The sequence below is a fragment of the Streptomyces sp. FIT100 genome, assembly GCF_024584805.1.
GTDB lineage: Bacteria > Actinomycetota > Actinomycetes > Streptomycetales > Streptomycetaceae > Streptomyces.
In genome coordinates, this window is sequence record NZ_CP075715.1 from 6997540 (window position 1) to 7012227 (window position 14688).

The following is a 14688-nucleotide window of genomic DNA, read 5'->3' on the forward strand; positions in this document are numbered from 1 at the left end:
CAACTCCTTGAGCCCTTCCTACCGTTCCGGATCATGAGTCCTCCTGTTGCTCCCCCGGGATGGAGCCGCTGGCTGGTCCCGCCCGCCGCGCTCTCGGTCCACCTCTCCATCGGCCAGGCCTACGCCTGGAGCGTGTTCAAACCCTCGCTCGAATCGGCGCTCGGCCTCAGCGGCACGCAAAGCGCTCTGCCCTTCCAGGTCGCCATCGTCATGCTCGGCCTGTCGGCCGCGTTCGGTGGCACCCTCGTCGAGCGCAACGGGCCGCGCTGGGCGATGACCGTGGCCCTGGTCTGCTTCTCGTCCGGCTTCCTGGTCTCCGCGCTGGGCGCCGCCACGGAGCAGTACTGGCTGATCGTCCTCGGCTACGGCTTCGTCGGCGGAATCGGCCTCGGCATCGGCTACATCTCGCCCGTCTCGACGCTGATCAAGTGGTTTCCGGACCGGCCCGGCATGGCCACCGGCATCGCCATCATGGGCTTCGGCGGCGGTGCGCTGATCGCCTCGCCCCTGTCGGCGCAGATGCTGGAGTCGTTCGGGTCCGACAGCTCCGGGATCGCGCTCGCGTTCCTCGTGCACGGGCTGTCGTACGCCGTGTTCATGTCGCTGGGCGTGCTGCTGGTGCGGGTGCCCCGCAGCGAGAAGCCCGTGCAGGGCGCACCGAGCGCCTTCGAAGGCGTACAGGTGTCCGCACGCGACGCCGTGCGCACCCCGCAGTTCTGGTGCCTGTGGATCGTGCTCTGCATGAACGTGTCCGCCGGAATCGGCATCCTGGAGAAGGCCGCCCCGATGATCACGGACTTCTTCGCGGACACCTCCGCACCGGTGTCGGTGTCGGCGGCGGCCGGCTTCGTCGCACTCCTGTCGGCGGCCAACATGGCGGGCCGCATCGGCTGGTCGTCGACGTCCGACCTGATCGGCCGCAAGAACATGTACCGCGTGTACCTGGGCGTCGGCGCCCTGATGTACGCGCTCATCGCGCTGTTCGGCGACGCGTCGAAGCCCCTGTTCATCCTGGGCGCACTGGTGATCCTCTCCTTCTACGGCGGCGGCTTCGCGACGATCCCCGCGTACCTGAAGGACCTCTTCGGGACCTACCAGGTCGGCGCGATCCACGGCCGGCTGCTCACTGCCTGGTCCACGGCCGGCGTCCTCGGACCGCTGATCGTCAACTGGATCGCCGACCGGCAGGAGGAGGCCGGCAAGCACGGCTCGTCCCTGTACGGCCTCTCGTTCGGCATCATGATCGGGCTGCTCGTCGTCGGCTTCGTCGCCAACGAACTCGTCCGTCCCGTGCACCCCCGCCACCACATCCCCGCACCGAGGCAGGAGACCGCCGATGCCGAACGACAGCCTTCAGAGCCCGCCTGAGCGGCGACTGCTGATCGCCTTCGCCTGGTTGTGGGTGGGGGCGCCGCTGGCGTACGGGCTGTACGAGCTCGTGCGAAAGGCGACGCAGCTGTTCACCGGATGATGCCGGCCGGGCAGCTCGTGCCGCCCGGCCGGACTGGGGGAGGAGGAAGCCGATGACCGGTGTCGGCCGGGACATCGAGGACCTGGCCGGGTGGTCGGCATGGGTGCCGCTCACCGCGGCCGAGGTGCCGCGGCTGCCGGGCGTCTATCTGGCCAGGCGCGGTCCTGACGGGCCTTTGGTGTACGTCGGTAGGGCGGGGGAGCGCGGCGGCTCGGGGCTGTGCGGCCGGCTGCGGCGGTACACCAGCGGCAAGGCGCTGGCATCGGGGCTCGGCGAGGCCGTCCTCGACCGTGCCCTGGCGGATCCGGCCTGGTTGCGCGAGCGCCTCGCGGAGGTCGAGGGCGGCAGGGCGATGCGGGCCACGAGCTGGGGGAAGGCCGCTCTCGCCTGGGCGGACATTCACGTCTGCTGGGCGGTCGCGGAGAGCGGTGAGGCGGCTGCCGCCCTGGAGAAGCAGGTGCTGGCGCTGAAGACCGAGCAGTGGTGGAACCGCGCCCGATGACGCGGGCGGGGCGCGAACTCCGTGGCCTCCGACGGTACGCGGAAGGCCCCGGGGGCCCCGGGGGCCACGGGGTTGGCGCCGACCGCCCCCGGTGCCCACGCTGCGGGTGCCGGGTGCCGGGTGCCGGGTGCCGGGTGCCGGGTGCGGTGCCCCACGTTGCGGGTGCGGTGCCCCACGTTGCGGGTGCGGTGCCCCACGTTGCGGGTGCGGGATGCGGGATGCGGGATGCTGGTGCTGGTACTGGTGGCGTGTCGCTCAGCCGCCGGCCTCGATGCGATCGACCGCGTCCTTCGCCTCCTTGAGACCGGCGTCCGTGATCTCGCGGTAGACCTTGATCGCCTCGATCTTCCTGCCGTCGCGCACCAGCGCCGCCACCTGCTCCAGCCGCGGCTCCGTCTCCTGGATCCCGAGGTGGTCCAGCACGCGGTCGATCTTGCGCTCCAGACGGGCGAGCCTGCGGTCCACGCGGCTCAGCCTTCGCTCCAGGGACCCGCTCAGGAGCGCGAGGCCGACGATGAGGACAACCGCTGCTATATACATGGAGGGACATACTAGGCGGACAGGCCGGCAGGGGGACCGTCAACGCCGGGTCGCGTCCGTGCAGTTGGGGTGCGGGGCCGCCCCGAGGGACAGCCCAGCCCGGACGGCCAGGGCTCGGTTGTCATCCACAGCCGGGGCAATCTAGGCTGAATGCGCTTCCATTGTCAGGTATCGAGGGCGGCGGCTCCACCATGGGCGATCCCACCGTTTACGACGTGGCCGAGCGCGCCGGTGTGTCCATCGCGACGGTGTCGCGGGTCTACCGCAGTCCCGACTCGGTGCGGGCCGCGACGCGCGAGAGGGTCCTCTCCGCCGCGCACGTCCTGGGGTACGTGCCCAGCGCGAGCGCACGCGGACTGGCCAGCCGGGCCACCGGGGTGCTCGGGCTGTGCTTCCCCGACTTCGCCGACCCCGAGGCCGAGGGCACGGCGCCGGACGCCGACGAGGCGGAGCTCAGCTTCTACGGCGACGAGGTCATCCGCGGCATGGAGCGCGCCGCCAGACGGCACGGCTATGCGCTGCTCATCTCCGCCGCGCATGCCGACCGGGCGGGCGAGGTGCTGGCGGACGTCGCCGGACGCGTCGACGGCCTGGCGATCCTGGCGCAGCACGTTCCGCCCGCCGTGCTGGACGTCGTCTCGCGGCGGCTGCCGGTCGTGGTGCTGGCGGGGCGGCTGTCGCCCGGTCTCGACCGTATCGAGGTGGCCAACTTCGACGGCCAGCTGGAACTGACCCGGCACCTGATCGGCGACCACGGGCTCAGCGATCTCGCCTTCATCGGCGGGCCCGAGGACTCGCCGGACGCGGAGGCCCGTTTCCGCGGCTTCCAGGCCGCCCATCTGGCCGCCGGGCTCCCGCTGCCCGCACGCCCCGCCGCGCGGGGCGACCTGACCCTGGCCTCCGGCCGCAAGACCGCGGTGGAGCTCCTTGACCGGGACGGTCCGCGCCCGCAGGCACTCGTGTTCGCGAACGACCAGATGGCCGTCGGGGCGCTCCAGGCGCTCGGCGAGCGGGGGATCGCCGTCCCCGGCGACCTGGCGGTCACCGGGTTCGACGGGATCCCGCTGAGCCGCATGGTCAGCCCGGCCCTCACCACCGTGCGGCAGCCCATGAGCCGGCTCGGCGAGGAGGCGGTGGAGCTGCTCGTTGCACGGCTCGCCGACCGGGGCCGGCCGACGGCCTCGCGTACGCTGCCGACCGCGCTCGCCCGGCGCGCCAGCTGCGGGTGCGAAGTCCGCCCCGTAACGGGCTCCGGAACCGGAACCGGCACCGTGTGATCCTCTCCGAACTCCGCCTGACCCCCTCGGTCCGGCTGCCGGGCGCCGCGCGGCCATGCTGCTGGGCGCCGTCCTCCGCGAGCAGGCAACCAGCGCCGCACCACCGCCTGATCCCCGTCCGGGCTTCGTCCGCTGTCCGTTCGGCACTGCCCGGGGCCCGGGGCCCGGGCCCTGCGCCGGGACCCCGGGGCCTCTGCCTGGTCCCCACTCGCGGAGGCCCGGCGCCGGCCGCCGGAGCGACTGCCGCACGCCCGCCCGCCCGGCGCCGCCGCCCGGCGGCCGCCGACATGTCCGTCTCCTCCGACCAAGGTTTCGGTGGGTTTACGGAAGCGTTACCACCCGCCTCTTGTGTCACCGGACCGCTTCTTGGAAGGTCATGTATGCGCTTACAAGCACGACGCGCGTACTCGAGGAGGAGCCCGCATGTCCCGCAAAGCCTTGTCCCTCACCATCGCTCTCGCCGTTGTCCCGGCGCTCGCTCTGACCGCCTGCGGCAGCGGCGACGGCGGCCAGGTGGGCGCCGACGCCAAGCAGACCCTCACCGTGTGGGGGATGGGCGAGGAGGGCGCGCGGCTCCAGAAGGTCGCCGAGGAGTTCACCAAGGAGAACCCCAACATCACCGTCAAGGTGACCCCGGTCGGCTGGGACGTCGTCCACCAGAAGATGGTGTCGGCCGCGGCCGGTGGCAAGCTGCCGGACATGGCGCAGATGGGCTCCACGATGATGGGCGAGTTCATAGCCCTGGACACCCTGGAGCCGGTGGACGAGAAGGTCTTCGACAAGAACGACTTCTTCCCGGCCACCTGGGACGGCAATGTGCAGGACGGCACCGCCTACGGTGTGCCGTGGTACGCCGACGCGCGCGGCCTGTACTACCGCACCGACCTCGCGGAGAAGGCGGGCATCGACAAGGCCCCCACCACGTGGCAGGAACACCGCGCGCTGGCCGAGGCCTACCAGAAGAACGGCGCCAAGTGGGGCACCGAGCTGCAGCCCGGCAGCACCGGCGCCTGGCAGAGCTGGCTGCCGTTCCTCTACTCCGAGGGCGGTGAGCTGGTCGACAAGGACGGCAAGTCCGCGCTCGGCTCCGCCGAGGCCGTGAAGGCCTTCGACATGTGGGGCGGCTACTTCAAGGACGGCCTGGCCAAGAAGAACTTCGTCGTCGGCCACGACCCGGTCAAGAGCTTCGGCTCCGGCGAGGCCCCGACGTTCATGTCCGGCCCGTGGATGGTCCAGAACATCACCGACCAGCAGCCGCAGCTCGAAGGCAAGTGGAAGGCCGCTGCGTTGCCGGCGGGCAGCAAGGGCTCGGTCTCGTGGGTCGGCGGCTCCTCGCTGGTGACCTTCAAGGACAGTGAGCACAAGGCCGCGGCCGAGAAGTTCACCGCGTTCCTGACCACGCCCGAGACGCAGGCCGAGTGGTACGCGATGGCCAAGTCGCTGCCGGCCAGCAAGGCCGCCTGGGACCAGCCGCAGCTCAAGGAGGGCGGCGAGAGCCTCATGGTGTTCAAGCAGTCCCTGGACACCGCCAAGGAGGTCCCGCCGCTGGAGAAGTGGAGCGAGATCGCCGCGCTGATCGAGGGCGCCCTGGAGAAGATCGCCCAGGGCGCCGACCCGGCTGCCGAGGCGAAGAAGCTCCAGGGCTCGACCGAAGGGCTGATGGCCAAGTGAGCACCGCCGCCACCAAGGCCGGGGACGCGGACCGGGACTCGCTCCCGGCCGCGGGCCCGGCCCCGGCCGGCGGCCCTGACCGGAAGGCGGCCGGGGCAGGCCGGACGCTCCGCCCCGACCGGTTGTCCCGGCAGAACCTCGCCGGCTGGCTCTACTCCACTCCGTTCCTGGTCTTCTTCCTGACCTTCATGGCCTTCCCGATTGTCGCCACGTTCGCGATGAGCTTCACCGACTTCGGGCTGCGCAACGTCACGGACCCCTTCGCCGCGCAATGGGTCGGCCTGGACAACTACACCGCCCTCGCCGACGACGAGAAGTTCGTCAAGGCACTCTTCAACACGGGCTACTTCGTGGTGCTCGGTGTGCCGCTGACCATCGGCAGCGGACTGGTGGCGGCCGTCCTGCTCAACTCCGGTATCGACCGGTTGCGGACCTTCTTCCGGGTCGGTTTCTATGTCCCGGTGGTCACCGCCATCGTCGCGGTCGCCGTCGTCTGGCGGTTCGTCCTCGACCCGTCCGAGGGCCTGATCGCCGGGCTCGGCGCCCAGCTGGGCTTCGGGACCCCTGACTTCCTGGCGTCCGAGGCGCTCGCCATGCCCTCCCTGATCGCGATGGCGGTCTGGCGGAACATGGGTACCGCGATGGTCCTCTTCCTCGCCGGACTGCAGTCCATCCCGGTCGAGGTCCGCGAGGCCGCGAAGCTCGACGGTGCCGGCCCCTTCCAGGAGTTCCGGAAGATCACCATCCCGCTGCTGCGGCCGACCATGCTGTATGTCGCGGTGATGACCTCCATCGGCTTCCTCAACGTCTTCGAGGAGCCCTTCGTGATGACCAACGGCGGCCCGGGCGACAGCACGCTGACGGTCTCCCTGCACATGTACGAGGAGGGCTTCGACTTCTTCCACATGGGCTCCGCGAGCGCCATGGCGTATGTGCTGTTCACGATCGTCCTGGCCGTCACGCTGCTCCAGCTCCGCCTGCTGAAGGACAAGACCCGATGAGCGCCACCGAGACCGAAGCCGCTCCCGCGCCCACCGGCCGCACGGCCACCTCGGGCGTACGCGGCGCCAAGGCCCTGACGTACGTCCTGCTCGGCGTGGGACTGCTCGTCATGTCCGCGCCGTTCCTGTGGATGGGGCTCTCCGCGTTCAAGACGCAGGCGGAGCTGGGAGCCAGCCCGCCGGTGTGGATCCCCACCACGTGGACGACGGAGAACTTCCGCGAGCTGCTGTCCCTGATGGACGTCGGCCAGGCGTTCCTCAACTCGGCGGTCGTCGCCGTCTTCGTCACGCTCTGCAACCTGGTGTTCTGCTCGATGCTCGGGTACGCGCTGGCCAAGCTGAACTTCTCCGGCAAGCGCGTGGTGTTCGGCGTGGTGCTCGGCGCCCTGATGGTGCCCGGCAACCTCATGCTGCTGCCGAAGTTCGTCATGATCAGCAAGATGGAGCTGCTCGACTCCTACGCGGCGCTGATCCTGCCGTTCGCGGCCGGCGCGTTCGGGGTTTTCCTGATGCGCCAGTTCATGATGGCGATCCCGGACGAGCTACTAGAGGCGGCCCGGATCGACGGTGCCGGCGAGTGGTACATCTTCTGGCGTATCGTGCTGCCGCTGGTCAAGCCCGCGCTGGCCACGCTGACGATCTTCACCTTCCTCGGGTCGTGGAACAACTTCCTGTGGCCGCTGGTCGCCACCAACGATCCGGAGAAGTACACGCTGCCGGTGGCGCTCGCGACCTTCGCGATCGACCCCACCAAGGCCGACGGCTCGAACGGCGTCCTGATGGCCGGTGCCTTCCTGGTGGTGCTCCCGGTGATCGCGGTCTTCATCGCGCTCCAGCGTCACTTCACCCAGGGCATCGCCACGGCCGGCCTCAAGTAGCCGGCGCCCCCTGATCCGTACGGGGCCGGCGGCAACCTGACGGCCTCCGGCCCCGTACAACCCCCCCCTGCACGAGCCCTCTCCACATCACGCTGCCCGCACATCTTTCCGCTGCCAAGGGAGTTGGATCGCCCTATGCACCGCCGTACCCTTCTCGCCGCGACGGCCGGCGCCACCGGTGCCCTCGCGCTCGGCGCCGCCCCCGCCCACGCGGGCCGACGCCCCTCGGGGGACCCCGAGGCCCTGCTCAAGCGCTGGTTCGCGGACACCTACCGCTCGCTGGAGACGATGGTCGCCGACAGCGGACTGCCCGCCGACAACATCAGGCTCGGCGGCGAGCGGCCCGTACTCACCGACAACACCTCCACCACCAACATCGGCTGCTGGCTGTGGTCCACCGTCGCCGCCGCCGGGCTCGGGCTGATCGGCGAGCGCGAGATGCACCGCCGCCTCTCCCGCACCGTGGCCACCGTCGAGAAGATGGAGCGGCTGCACGGCTTCTGGTTCAACTGGTACAACACGTTCACCGGCGAGGTCCTGGACAACTGGCCCGGCAGCGGCGCACCCGTCGACCACCTGCTGTCCACCGTCGACAACGCCTGGCTCGACGTCGGCCTGCGCATCGCCGAGGACGCCGACCAGCTGCTCGCCCCGCGCATCCGCAAGCTCCGCAAGGACATCGACTGGTCCTTCTTCTACGAGCCCTACGACGCCGCCGACCCGGTCGCCCACCCCGGCCATATGCACACCGGCTTCCGCGTCGCGGACAACGCCCTCACCCCGTACTTCTACGGCGCCCTCGTCTCCGAGACCCGCATGGCCGGCTACCTCGGCATCGCCGACGGCACCGTCACGGGCGACCACTACTGGCGGATGCTGCGCACCTTCGAGCCCGGGCAGAAGCAGGAGATGCCGCCGGGCGGCGACTGGACCACCCGCGACGGGGTGCGCTACTTCAACGGCCACTACACCTACCGCGGCCGCAACTCGGTCCCCGGCTGGGGCGGCGACATGTTCGGCCAGCTGATGCCGGAGCTGTTCGTGCCCTCCGCGCAGTGGAACGCCTCCTGGCGCACCAGCCTCACCCACCACGCCCTGGGCCAGCGCGACCACGGCCTGATCGACACCGAGTACGGCTACTGGGGCTTCTCCCCGTGCAACGTCCCCGAGGGCGGCTACCAGGAGTACGGCGTCCAGTACCTCGGCATCAACCCCGGCGGGTACTGCTCCAACACCGACCGCACCTACGTGCCGTACGGCGAGCCGAAGCCTGACCCGTCCGCGTACACCAACGGCGTCGTCACTCCGCACGCCGGCTGCCTCGCCCTGATGGTCACCCCGCGCGAAGCGCTGCGGAACCTGATGCGCATCGAGCGGGACTTCGACTCGTACGAGGACGGCATGGGCTTCTACGACTCCGTCAACGTCTCCACGGGCAAGGTCAGCGACCGGATGCTCTCCCTCGACCAGGGCATGGCGGCCGCGGCCCTCGCCCAGGTGCTCAAGCCGGGGCTGCTGCAACGTCCGTTCCACAGCGGCGGGTTCCGCAAGAACCTGCAGCCGCTGATCGCGAAGGAGGACTTCGGGCTGTGAGCGCCTTCTCTTCCGTCAGCCGCCGTACGGTCCTCGGCACGGCCGCGGCCGGCGTGGCCACCGCCGCGACGTCCGCCGCTCCCGCATCGGCCGCCGCATCGGCCGCCGCGTCCGCGGCCGGCTTCGCCGCGGCCGACAACGCCGGGGAGCCGGCCCGGGTCACGTACCGGGACAAGCAGATCCTGATCGACGGCAAGCCCGCCCTCGTCCTCGGCGGAGAGATCCACTACTTCCGGCTCAAGCGCGAGGACTGGCAGTCCCGCCTCGACAGGGCGAAGGACGCCGGACTGGGCGCCATCGCCACGTACATCCCCTGGATGTGGCACGAGACGCCCGACGGCACCATCGACGTCACCGGCCGCACGCGTCCGGAGCGCGACCTCGGGGCGTTCCTCGATCTGTGCATCGGGAACGGCTTCGACATCGTTCCGCGGCCCGGCCCGTTCACGATGGCCGAGCTGAAGGGCGAGGGCGTCCCGGAGCGGGTGCGCAGGGAGCACCCCGAGATCAACCCCAGGGGCTGGAACGGCGCCGACGGCCCCACCCCGGCCATCGACTACCTCGCGCCGGCGTTCCTGACGGAGACCCGCCGCTGGTACGACGCCGTCATGCCGGTGCTCGCGAGGCGGCTGCGCGGCAAGGGCCGTCCAGGTGTCGTCGCCTGCCAGCTCGACAACGAGATCGGCATGCTCGACTGGGTGAGCAACACCCCCGCGCTCACCGACCACCTGCTGATCGACTTCAACTCCTGGCTGGACAGGACGTACGGCAAGGACCTCGGCGACCGCTACCCCTTCGCCGGGAAGCCCGCCGCCGATCGGGACAGGGCGATCCGAACACCCGAGGACGGCTACGCGGCCGCGCTCATGCACGACCTCGGTACGTTCATGCGTGGGCGCTTCGCCCGGTATGTGACCGAACTGCGCGAGGCCGCCGAGAAGAACGGTGTGCGTGGCGTCCCGTTCCTGATCAACATCCACGGCACGGGCGGCGGCAGCGCCGAGAACTTCCCCATCGGCATCAGCCAGTTGATGGAGACGTACTCCGGCAAGCCGGGCATGGTGTCCGGCGCCGACTTCTACCTCGGCGACCTGAGCTTCCGCAACGTCACCGATCTGTATCTGGTGAACGCGTTCATGGACGCGGTCCACGACGCCGACCAGCCCGTCACCGCCCTTGAGTTCGACGCGGGGCACGCCGACTACGGCAACACGCTCAACAACCAGTCCGGCGCCGAGGCCACCGACCTGAAGACCAGGCTCTGTCTGGCCCAGGGCGCCAAAATGATCAACTACTACCTGTTCGCGGGCGGCTTCAACCCGAAGCTCGACGAGCCGGCGGGCGACGGCAACGACCGCATCGGCTCGACCGGCGAGCGGCACGGATTCGCCGCGCCGGTCGATCCCGAGGGCCGCCCCGGACCCAGCTACCCGTCCCTCAAGCGCACCGTCCACGCGGTGAACGGCAACGCCGCGCTGCTCGCGCCGATGAAGACGCAGTACGACCGTCTCTCGCTCGGCTTCGTCCCGGACCACTACCTCACCGAGTACCACCCGGACACCGCCTCGGCGAAGGCCGTCATCGACGATGTGCGCCCGGTGCGCGGCTTCGGTCCCGACGGGGCGCTGTCCCGCGCCATGCTGCTCAGCGGCTTCCGCTACGACAGCGTCGACATCCAGGCCGGTGACCTGGATCCGGCGCGTACGCCGGTACTCGCCCTGGCCACGGGCGAGTACCTGGACGGCGCGCTGCAGCGTCGCCTGGTGCGCTACCTGGAGGCGGGCGGCAGGCTGCTGCTCTCCGGGCTGCTGCCGGGCAAGGACATGGCCGGCCGCCCCGCGACCCAGCTGCGGGACGCCCTCGGCCTGAAACCCGGCAGGACGATGACGGACGCCAACCGGTTCTTCCTGTCGGTGTCGGCGCACGGGTGGGCCGCTCCGCGCGCCGAGATCCGGGTGAACAAGGCCCAGCTGGGCAGCGCGAGCCGCGGCGACGTGGTGCTGCGCGAGGTGTCCACGGGCGACGGCTGCGGCTTCGACATCCCCGTCGGCAAGGGCCGGGCGGTCGTCGTCACCAACGCCTACCGCTGCGACCTCGGCTTCTGGACCGCGGCCCTGCGCGAGCTCGGCGCGGTGCCGGGGATCACCCATGACGCGCGGCTGCCCGGGGTCTTCCTGCTCACCACGGCCGATCCGGCCGGCGGACGGCTCCTGCACGCCTTCAACATCTCCTCCGGCTACGCCCAGGACGTCACCGTCACGGAGCGCGGCAAGCCCCTCTTCGGCGGCGAACGGCTGCACCTGCCCGGGCGCGGCGCGGCCATGCTCCCGCTCGGGCTCGACGCGGGCGGTCTGCGCATCGCGTACGCCACCGCCGAGATCAGCGCGGTGGCGGAGGGCCGGGTGGCCTTCCGGGCGATGGGGGACGAGGCGGTCGTGGCCGTCGAGGGCCGGGCGCACTGTGCCGGGGCGAAGGTCTCCGTCGAGGGGACGCTGACGGTCCTGCGGGTACGGCGGGCGGAGTTCACCGTGCACAAGGGCTGACCGCCGAGGTGCGCCGACCGGTGCGGCGCGCCTCGGCACGGACGTTTGCAAGCAATGATGTATGCGCATACATTCAGGGCTGGGAGGCACCCTGCCCCGGGCAGCGCGAACAAGGCAGAAGGACTGAGATGCTCCGACCGTACGAAGGCCCGGACTACGACGACAAGGTCAAGGACCTGCTCGGCAGGATGACGGTCGAGGAGAAGCTGGGCCAGCTCCAGCAGTTGACCTGGACCGGCGACACCGGCCCGGGCGGCGGCCAGACCGAGGAGGTCGAGCGCGCCGCCCGAGCGGGCCTGCTCGGCTCGGTGCTCAACCTGTACGGCGCGGCGCACACCAACACCCTCCAGCGCATGGCCGTGGAGGAGTCCCGGCTCGGCATCCCGCTGCTCTTCGGCCTGGACGTGATCCACGGCTTCTGGACCACCTTCCCGATCCCGCTCGCCCAGGCGTCGAGCTTCGATCCGGCGGTGGCCGAGCGCGACGCCGAGGTGTCCGCGAAGGAGACCCGTTCCAACGGAGTGCGCTGGACGTTCTCGCCGATGATGGACGTCACCCACGAACCCCGCTGGGGCCGGATCGCGGAGAGCTGCGGCGAGGACCCGTACCTGAACGCCGTGCTCGCCGTGGCCAAGGTCCGCGGCTACCAGGGCGACGACCTCGCCGCCGAGGAGAACGTCGCCGCCTGCGCCAAGCACTTCGTGGCCTACGGCGGCGCGGAGGGCGGGCGCGACTACAACACGGTCGACGTCTCCGAGCAGCGGCTGCGCAACCTCTACCTGCCGCCGTTCCGGGCGGCCGTCGACGCGGGCGTGGCCACCGTCATGGCGGCGTTCAACACCGTCAGCGGCGTCCCGGCCCACGGCAACCCGCACACGCTGACCGGCATCCTCAAGGAGGAGTGGGGCTTCGACGGCCTGGTCGTCAGCGACTACACGGGCGTCGACGAGCTGATCGCGCACGGGTACGCGGCCGACGGCGCCGACGCCGGCCGCCTCGCCCTGATGGCCGGCGTCGACATGGAGATGGTCAGCACCCATATCGCCGGCCACGGCCGGCAGTTGCTCGCGGACGGGCGGATCACCGAGGACCGGCTGGACGACGCGGTCGCCCGCATCCTGCGGCTCAAGTACGCGCTCGGCCTCTTCGACGACCCGTACACCGACGAGGCCGCCGCCGTCGGCGCGCCCACGCCCGCGGCCCTGGCGGCGGCGCGGGAGACCGCGGCCCGCTCCATGGTGCTGATGAAGAACGACGGCGTCCTCCCGCTCGACCCGGGCACCCGGTCCATCGCGGTGGTCGGCCCGTTCGCCGACCACACCGATCTGCACGGCACCTGGGCCGGCCCCGGCTGCCGCCGCTTTCCCACCGTCGGCGTGCTCGACGCCGTACGCGCCGCCGCCCCGGGGGCGGAGGTCGGCCACGCCGACGGCCGGGACCTCGCGCAGGCCGTCGCCGCGGCCGAGGCAGCCGACGTCACGATCGTCGTGGTCGGCGAGGAGCCCGAGCTCAGCGGTGAGGCGGCGGTGCGCAGCGAGCTCTCGCTGCCCGCCCGGCAGCGGGAGTTGATCGCCGCCGTCGCGGCCACCGGCAGGCCGTTCGCGGTCGTCCTGGTCAACGGCAGGCCGCTGACCGTCGGCGACTGGGTCGACGGCGTCCCGGCGCTGCTGGAGGCATGGCACCCCGGCATCGAGGCCGGCAACGCCATCGCCGACGTCCTCTTCGGCGCCGTCAACCCCGGCGGCAAACTGCCGGTGACCTTCCCCCGCGCGGTCGGCCAGATCCCCGTCTACTACAACCGGGAGAACACCGGGCGCCCCTACGACCCCGCGCACGCGGACGAGAAGTACGTCTCCAAGTACCTGGACCTCGCCGACGGGCCGCAGTTCGTCTTCGGCCACGGCCTGAGCTACACCACGTTCACCACCGGCGAGCCGCGGGCGGACCGCGACTCGCTCACCGTGGACGAGCTCTCGGACGGCGCGTGCGTCGAGATCGCGGTCGACGTGGCGAACACCGGCGGGCGCGCGGGCGACGAGGTCGTCCAGCTGTACGTCCACGACCCGGTGGCGAGCATCGCCCAGCCGCTGCGGCGACTGCGCGGCTTCAGCCGCGTCACGCTGGAGCCGGGGGAGAGCACGGTCGTGCGCTTCACGCTCGGCGCCGAGGATCTCGGCTTCTGGACGAACGACCCCGCCGGGCGCTTCGTCGTCGAACCGGGCCGCTTCGACATCTACGCCGGCACGAGCTCGCTGGCCGCGGCCCGCTGCACGCTGACGGTGCGCTGAGGCCCCCGCACACCCTGTGCCGCGCCAAGGCCGCGCACGCCGCCCCGCGCACTCGCCGGCTGCGGGAAATCCCACACGTTCCGCTGCCGCCTGCGAGAGAAACGCAGGGTGTGCGGCGGTCCGGCAGGCGCGGCCCCACACGTATCCGAGGACACAGGGTCACCAGGACTCGAGGAGGAGTTCCCCTTGCCCCGCACGGTCAGGAAGGCGCGAGTGGCGGGCGTCGCCGTCGCCCTCGCGGCGGTGATGCCCGTACTCGGCGCGTGCTCCGGCGGACCCGTCCGCCAGACGGCACTGGACGAGAAGCAGACGCTCACCGTGTGGGGCATGGGGGAGGAGGGCCAGAGACTCGGCGAGCTGGCCGACGGCTTCGAGCGGGAGCATCCCGGCATCACGGTCGAGGTGACCTCGGTCGGCTGGGACGTCGTCCACCAGAAACTCGTCTCGGCGGCGGCGGCCGGCACCCTCCCGGACATGGCGCAGATGGGCTCGACGCTCATGGGCGAGTTCATCGGCCTCGATCTGCTGGAGCCGGTCGACACCCGGCAGTTCCGGCGGGACGAGTACTTCCCGGCGGCCTGGGACGCCAATGTGCAGGGCGGCACGGTCCCCGGCGTTCCCTGGTACGCCGGGGACGCGGCTGGCCGACTCGTACCCGGCGCTGATCCTGCCCTTCGCGGCCGGTGCGTTCGGGGTCTTCCTGATGCGGCAGTTCCTGCAGGCCGTACCCGACGAGATCCTGGAGGCCGCGCGGATCGACGGCGCCGGCGAATGGTACGTCTTCGGGCGCATCGCGCTGCCGACGGTCAGGCCGGCCCTGGCGACGCTGGCCGTCCTCACCTTCCTCGCCTCCTGGAACAACTTCCTGTGGCCGCTGGTCGCCACCACCGACCCTGACACCTGAGCATCGCCACCACGGGCCTC

Annotated in this window: 12 protein-coding genes and 2 pseudogenes; 12 read left to right on the forward strand and 2 right to left on the reverse strand. The window is 71.2% G+C overall.

The window, feature by feature from the left end; translation table 11 throughout:
* Nucleotides 1–33: 33 nt before the first annotated feature.
* Genes KK483_RS31230 through KK483_RS31240 form a run of 3 tightly spaced genes read left to right on the forward strand, consistent with a single transcriptional unit; the run spans nucleotide 34 to nucleotide 1973 of the window.
* On the forward strand, nucleotides 34–1368 hold the full coding sequence (locus KK483_RS31230; RefSeq protein WP_262008566.1) for an OFA family MFS transporter: 1335 nt from the start codon (nucleotides 34–36) through the stop codon (nucleotides 1366–1368).
* Nucleotides 1337–1471, forward strand: coding sequence for a hypothetical protein (locus KK483_RS31235; protein ID WP_262008567.1), 135 nt, complete (start codon nucleotides 1337–1339; stop codon nucleotides 1469–1471). The genes KK483_RS31230 and KK483_RS31235 overlap by 32 nt, the downstream gene beginning before the upstream one ends.
* Before the next feature lie 52 nt (nucleotides 1472–1523).
* Nucleotides 1524–1973 (forward strand): hypothetical protein, encoded by a 450-nt coding sequence (locus KK483_RS31240; protein WP_262008568.1) that lies wholly within the window; start codon nucleotides 1524–1526, stop codon nucleotides 1971–1973.
* 255 nt (nucleotides 1974–2228) lie between these two features.
* On the opposite strand, the gene KK483_RS31245 is transcribed toward KK483_RS31240, so the two are convergent.
* The gene (locus tag KK483_RS31245) at nucleotides 2229–2513 is read right to left on the reverse strand and encodes a ribosomal protein L7/L12 (protein WP_262008569.1); all 285 of its coding nucleotides are present in this window, start codon (nucleotides 2511–2513) and stop codon (nucleotides 2229–2231) included.
* Between the two features lie 191 nt (nucleotides 2514–2704).
* On the opposite strand from KK483_RS31245, the gene KK483_RS31250 reads away from it, so the two are divergent.
* The 7 genes from KK483_RS31250 to KK483_RS31280 all read left to right on the forward strand — a co-directional run bounded on the left by KK483_RS31250 (nucleotide 2705) and on the right by KK483_RS31280 (nucleotide 13764).
* Nucleotides 2705–3790, forward strand: coding sequence for a LacI family DNA-binding transcriptional regulator (locus KK483_RS31250; RefSeq protein ID WP_262009763.1), 1086 nt, complete (start codon nucleotides 2705–2707; stop codon nucleotides 3788–3790).
* Nucleotides 3791–4213: 423 nt separating this feature from the next.
* Complete coding sequence (locus KK483_RS31255) at nucleotides 4214–5461, forward strand: sugar ABC transporter substrate-binding protein (protein ID WP_262008570.1); 1248 nt, start codon at nucleotides 4214–4216, stop codon at nucleotides 5459–5461.
* Nucleotides 5458–6462 carry a carbohydrate ABC transporter permease gene (locus KK483_RS31260; RefSeq protein ID WP_399015472.1) on the forward strand — a complete coding sequence of 335 codons (1005 nt, stop codon included), beginning with the start codon at nucleotides 5458–5460 and terminating at the stop codon, nucleotides 6460–6462. The genes KK483_RS31255 and KK483_RS31260 overlap by 4 nt, the downstream gene beginning before the upstream one ends.
* The gene (locus KK483_RS31265) at nucleotides 6459–7340 is read left to right on the forward strand and encodes a carbohydrate ABC transporter permease (RefSeq protein WP_262008571.1); all 882 of its coding nucleotides are present in this window, start codon (nucleotides 6459–6461) and stop codon (nucleotides 7338–7340) included. The genes KK483_RS31260 and KK483_RS31265 overlap by 4 nt, the downstream gene beginning before the upstream one ends.
* A gap of 135 nt (nucleotides 7341–7475) precedes the next feature.
* Nucleotides 7476–8933, forward strand: coding sequence for a glucoamylase family protein (locus KK483_RS31270; protein ID WP_262008572.1), 1458 nt, complete (start codon nucleotides 7476–7478; stop codon nucleotides 8931–8933).
* Nucleotides 8930–11476 (forward strand): beta-galactosidase, encoded by a 2547-nt coding sequence (locus KK483_RS31275; RefSeq protein WP_262008573.1) that lies wholly within the window; start codon nucleotides 8930–8932, stop codon nucleotides 11474–11476. The genes KK483_RS31270 and KK483_RS31275 overlap by 4 nt, the downstream gene beginning before the upstream one ends.
* A 128-nt stretch (nucleotides 11477–11604) precedes the next feature.
* Nucleotides 11605–13764, forward strand: coding sequence for a glycoside hydrolase family 3 N-terminal domain-containing protein (locus tag KK483_RS31280; protein ID WP_262008574.1), 2160 nt, complete (start codon nucleotides 11605–11607; stop codon nucleotides 13762–13764).
* A gap of 159 nt (nucleotides 13765–13923) precedes the next feature.
* Here the strand turns inward: KK483_RS31280 and KK483_RS31285 are convergent, their stop codons facing one another.
* Entirely contained in the window at nucleotides 13924–14196 is a 273-nt protein-coding gene (locus KK483_RS31285) for a hypothetical protein (RefSeq protein ID WP_262008575.1), read from the reverse strand.
* Here KK483_RS31285 and KK483_RS31290 point away from each other — a divergent pair.
* Nucleotides 14092–14337: pseudogene (locus tag KK483_RS31290) on the forward strand (extracellular solute-binding protein); the annotation flags it as partial. The gene KK483_RS31285 and the pseudogene KK483_RS31290 overlap by 105 nt on opposite strands.
* 67 nt (nucleotides 14338–14404) lie before the next feature.
* Nucleotides 14405–14662, forward strand: a pseudogene (locus KK483_RS31295) (carbohydrate ABC transporter permease); the annotation flags it as partial.
* Nucleotides 14663–14688 lie beyond the last annotated feature (26 nt).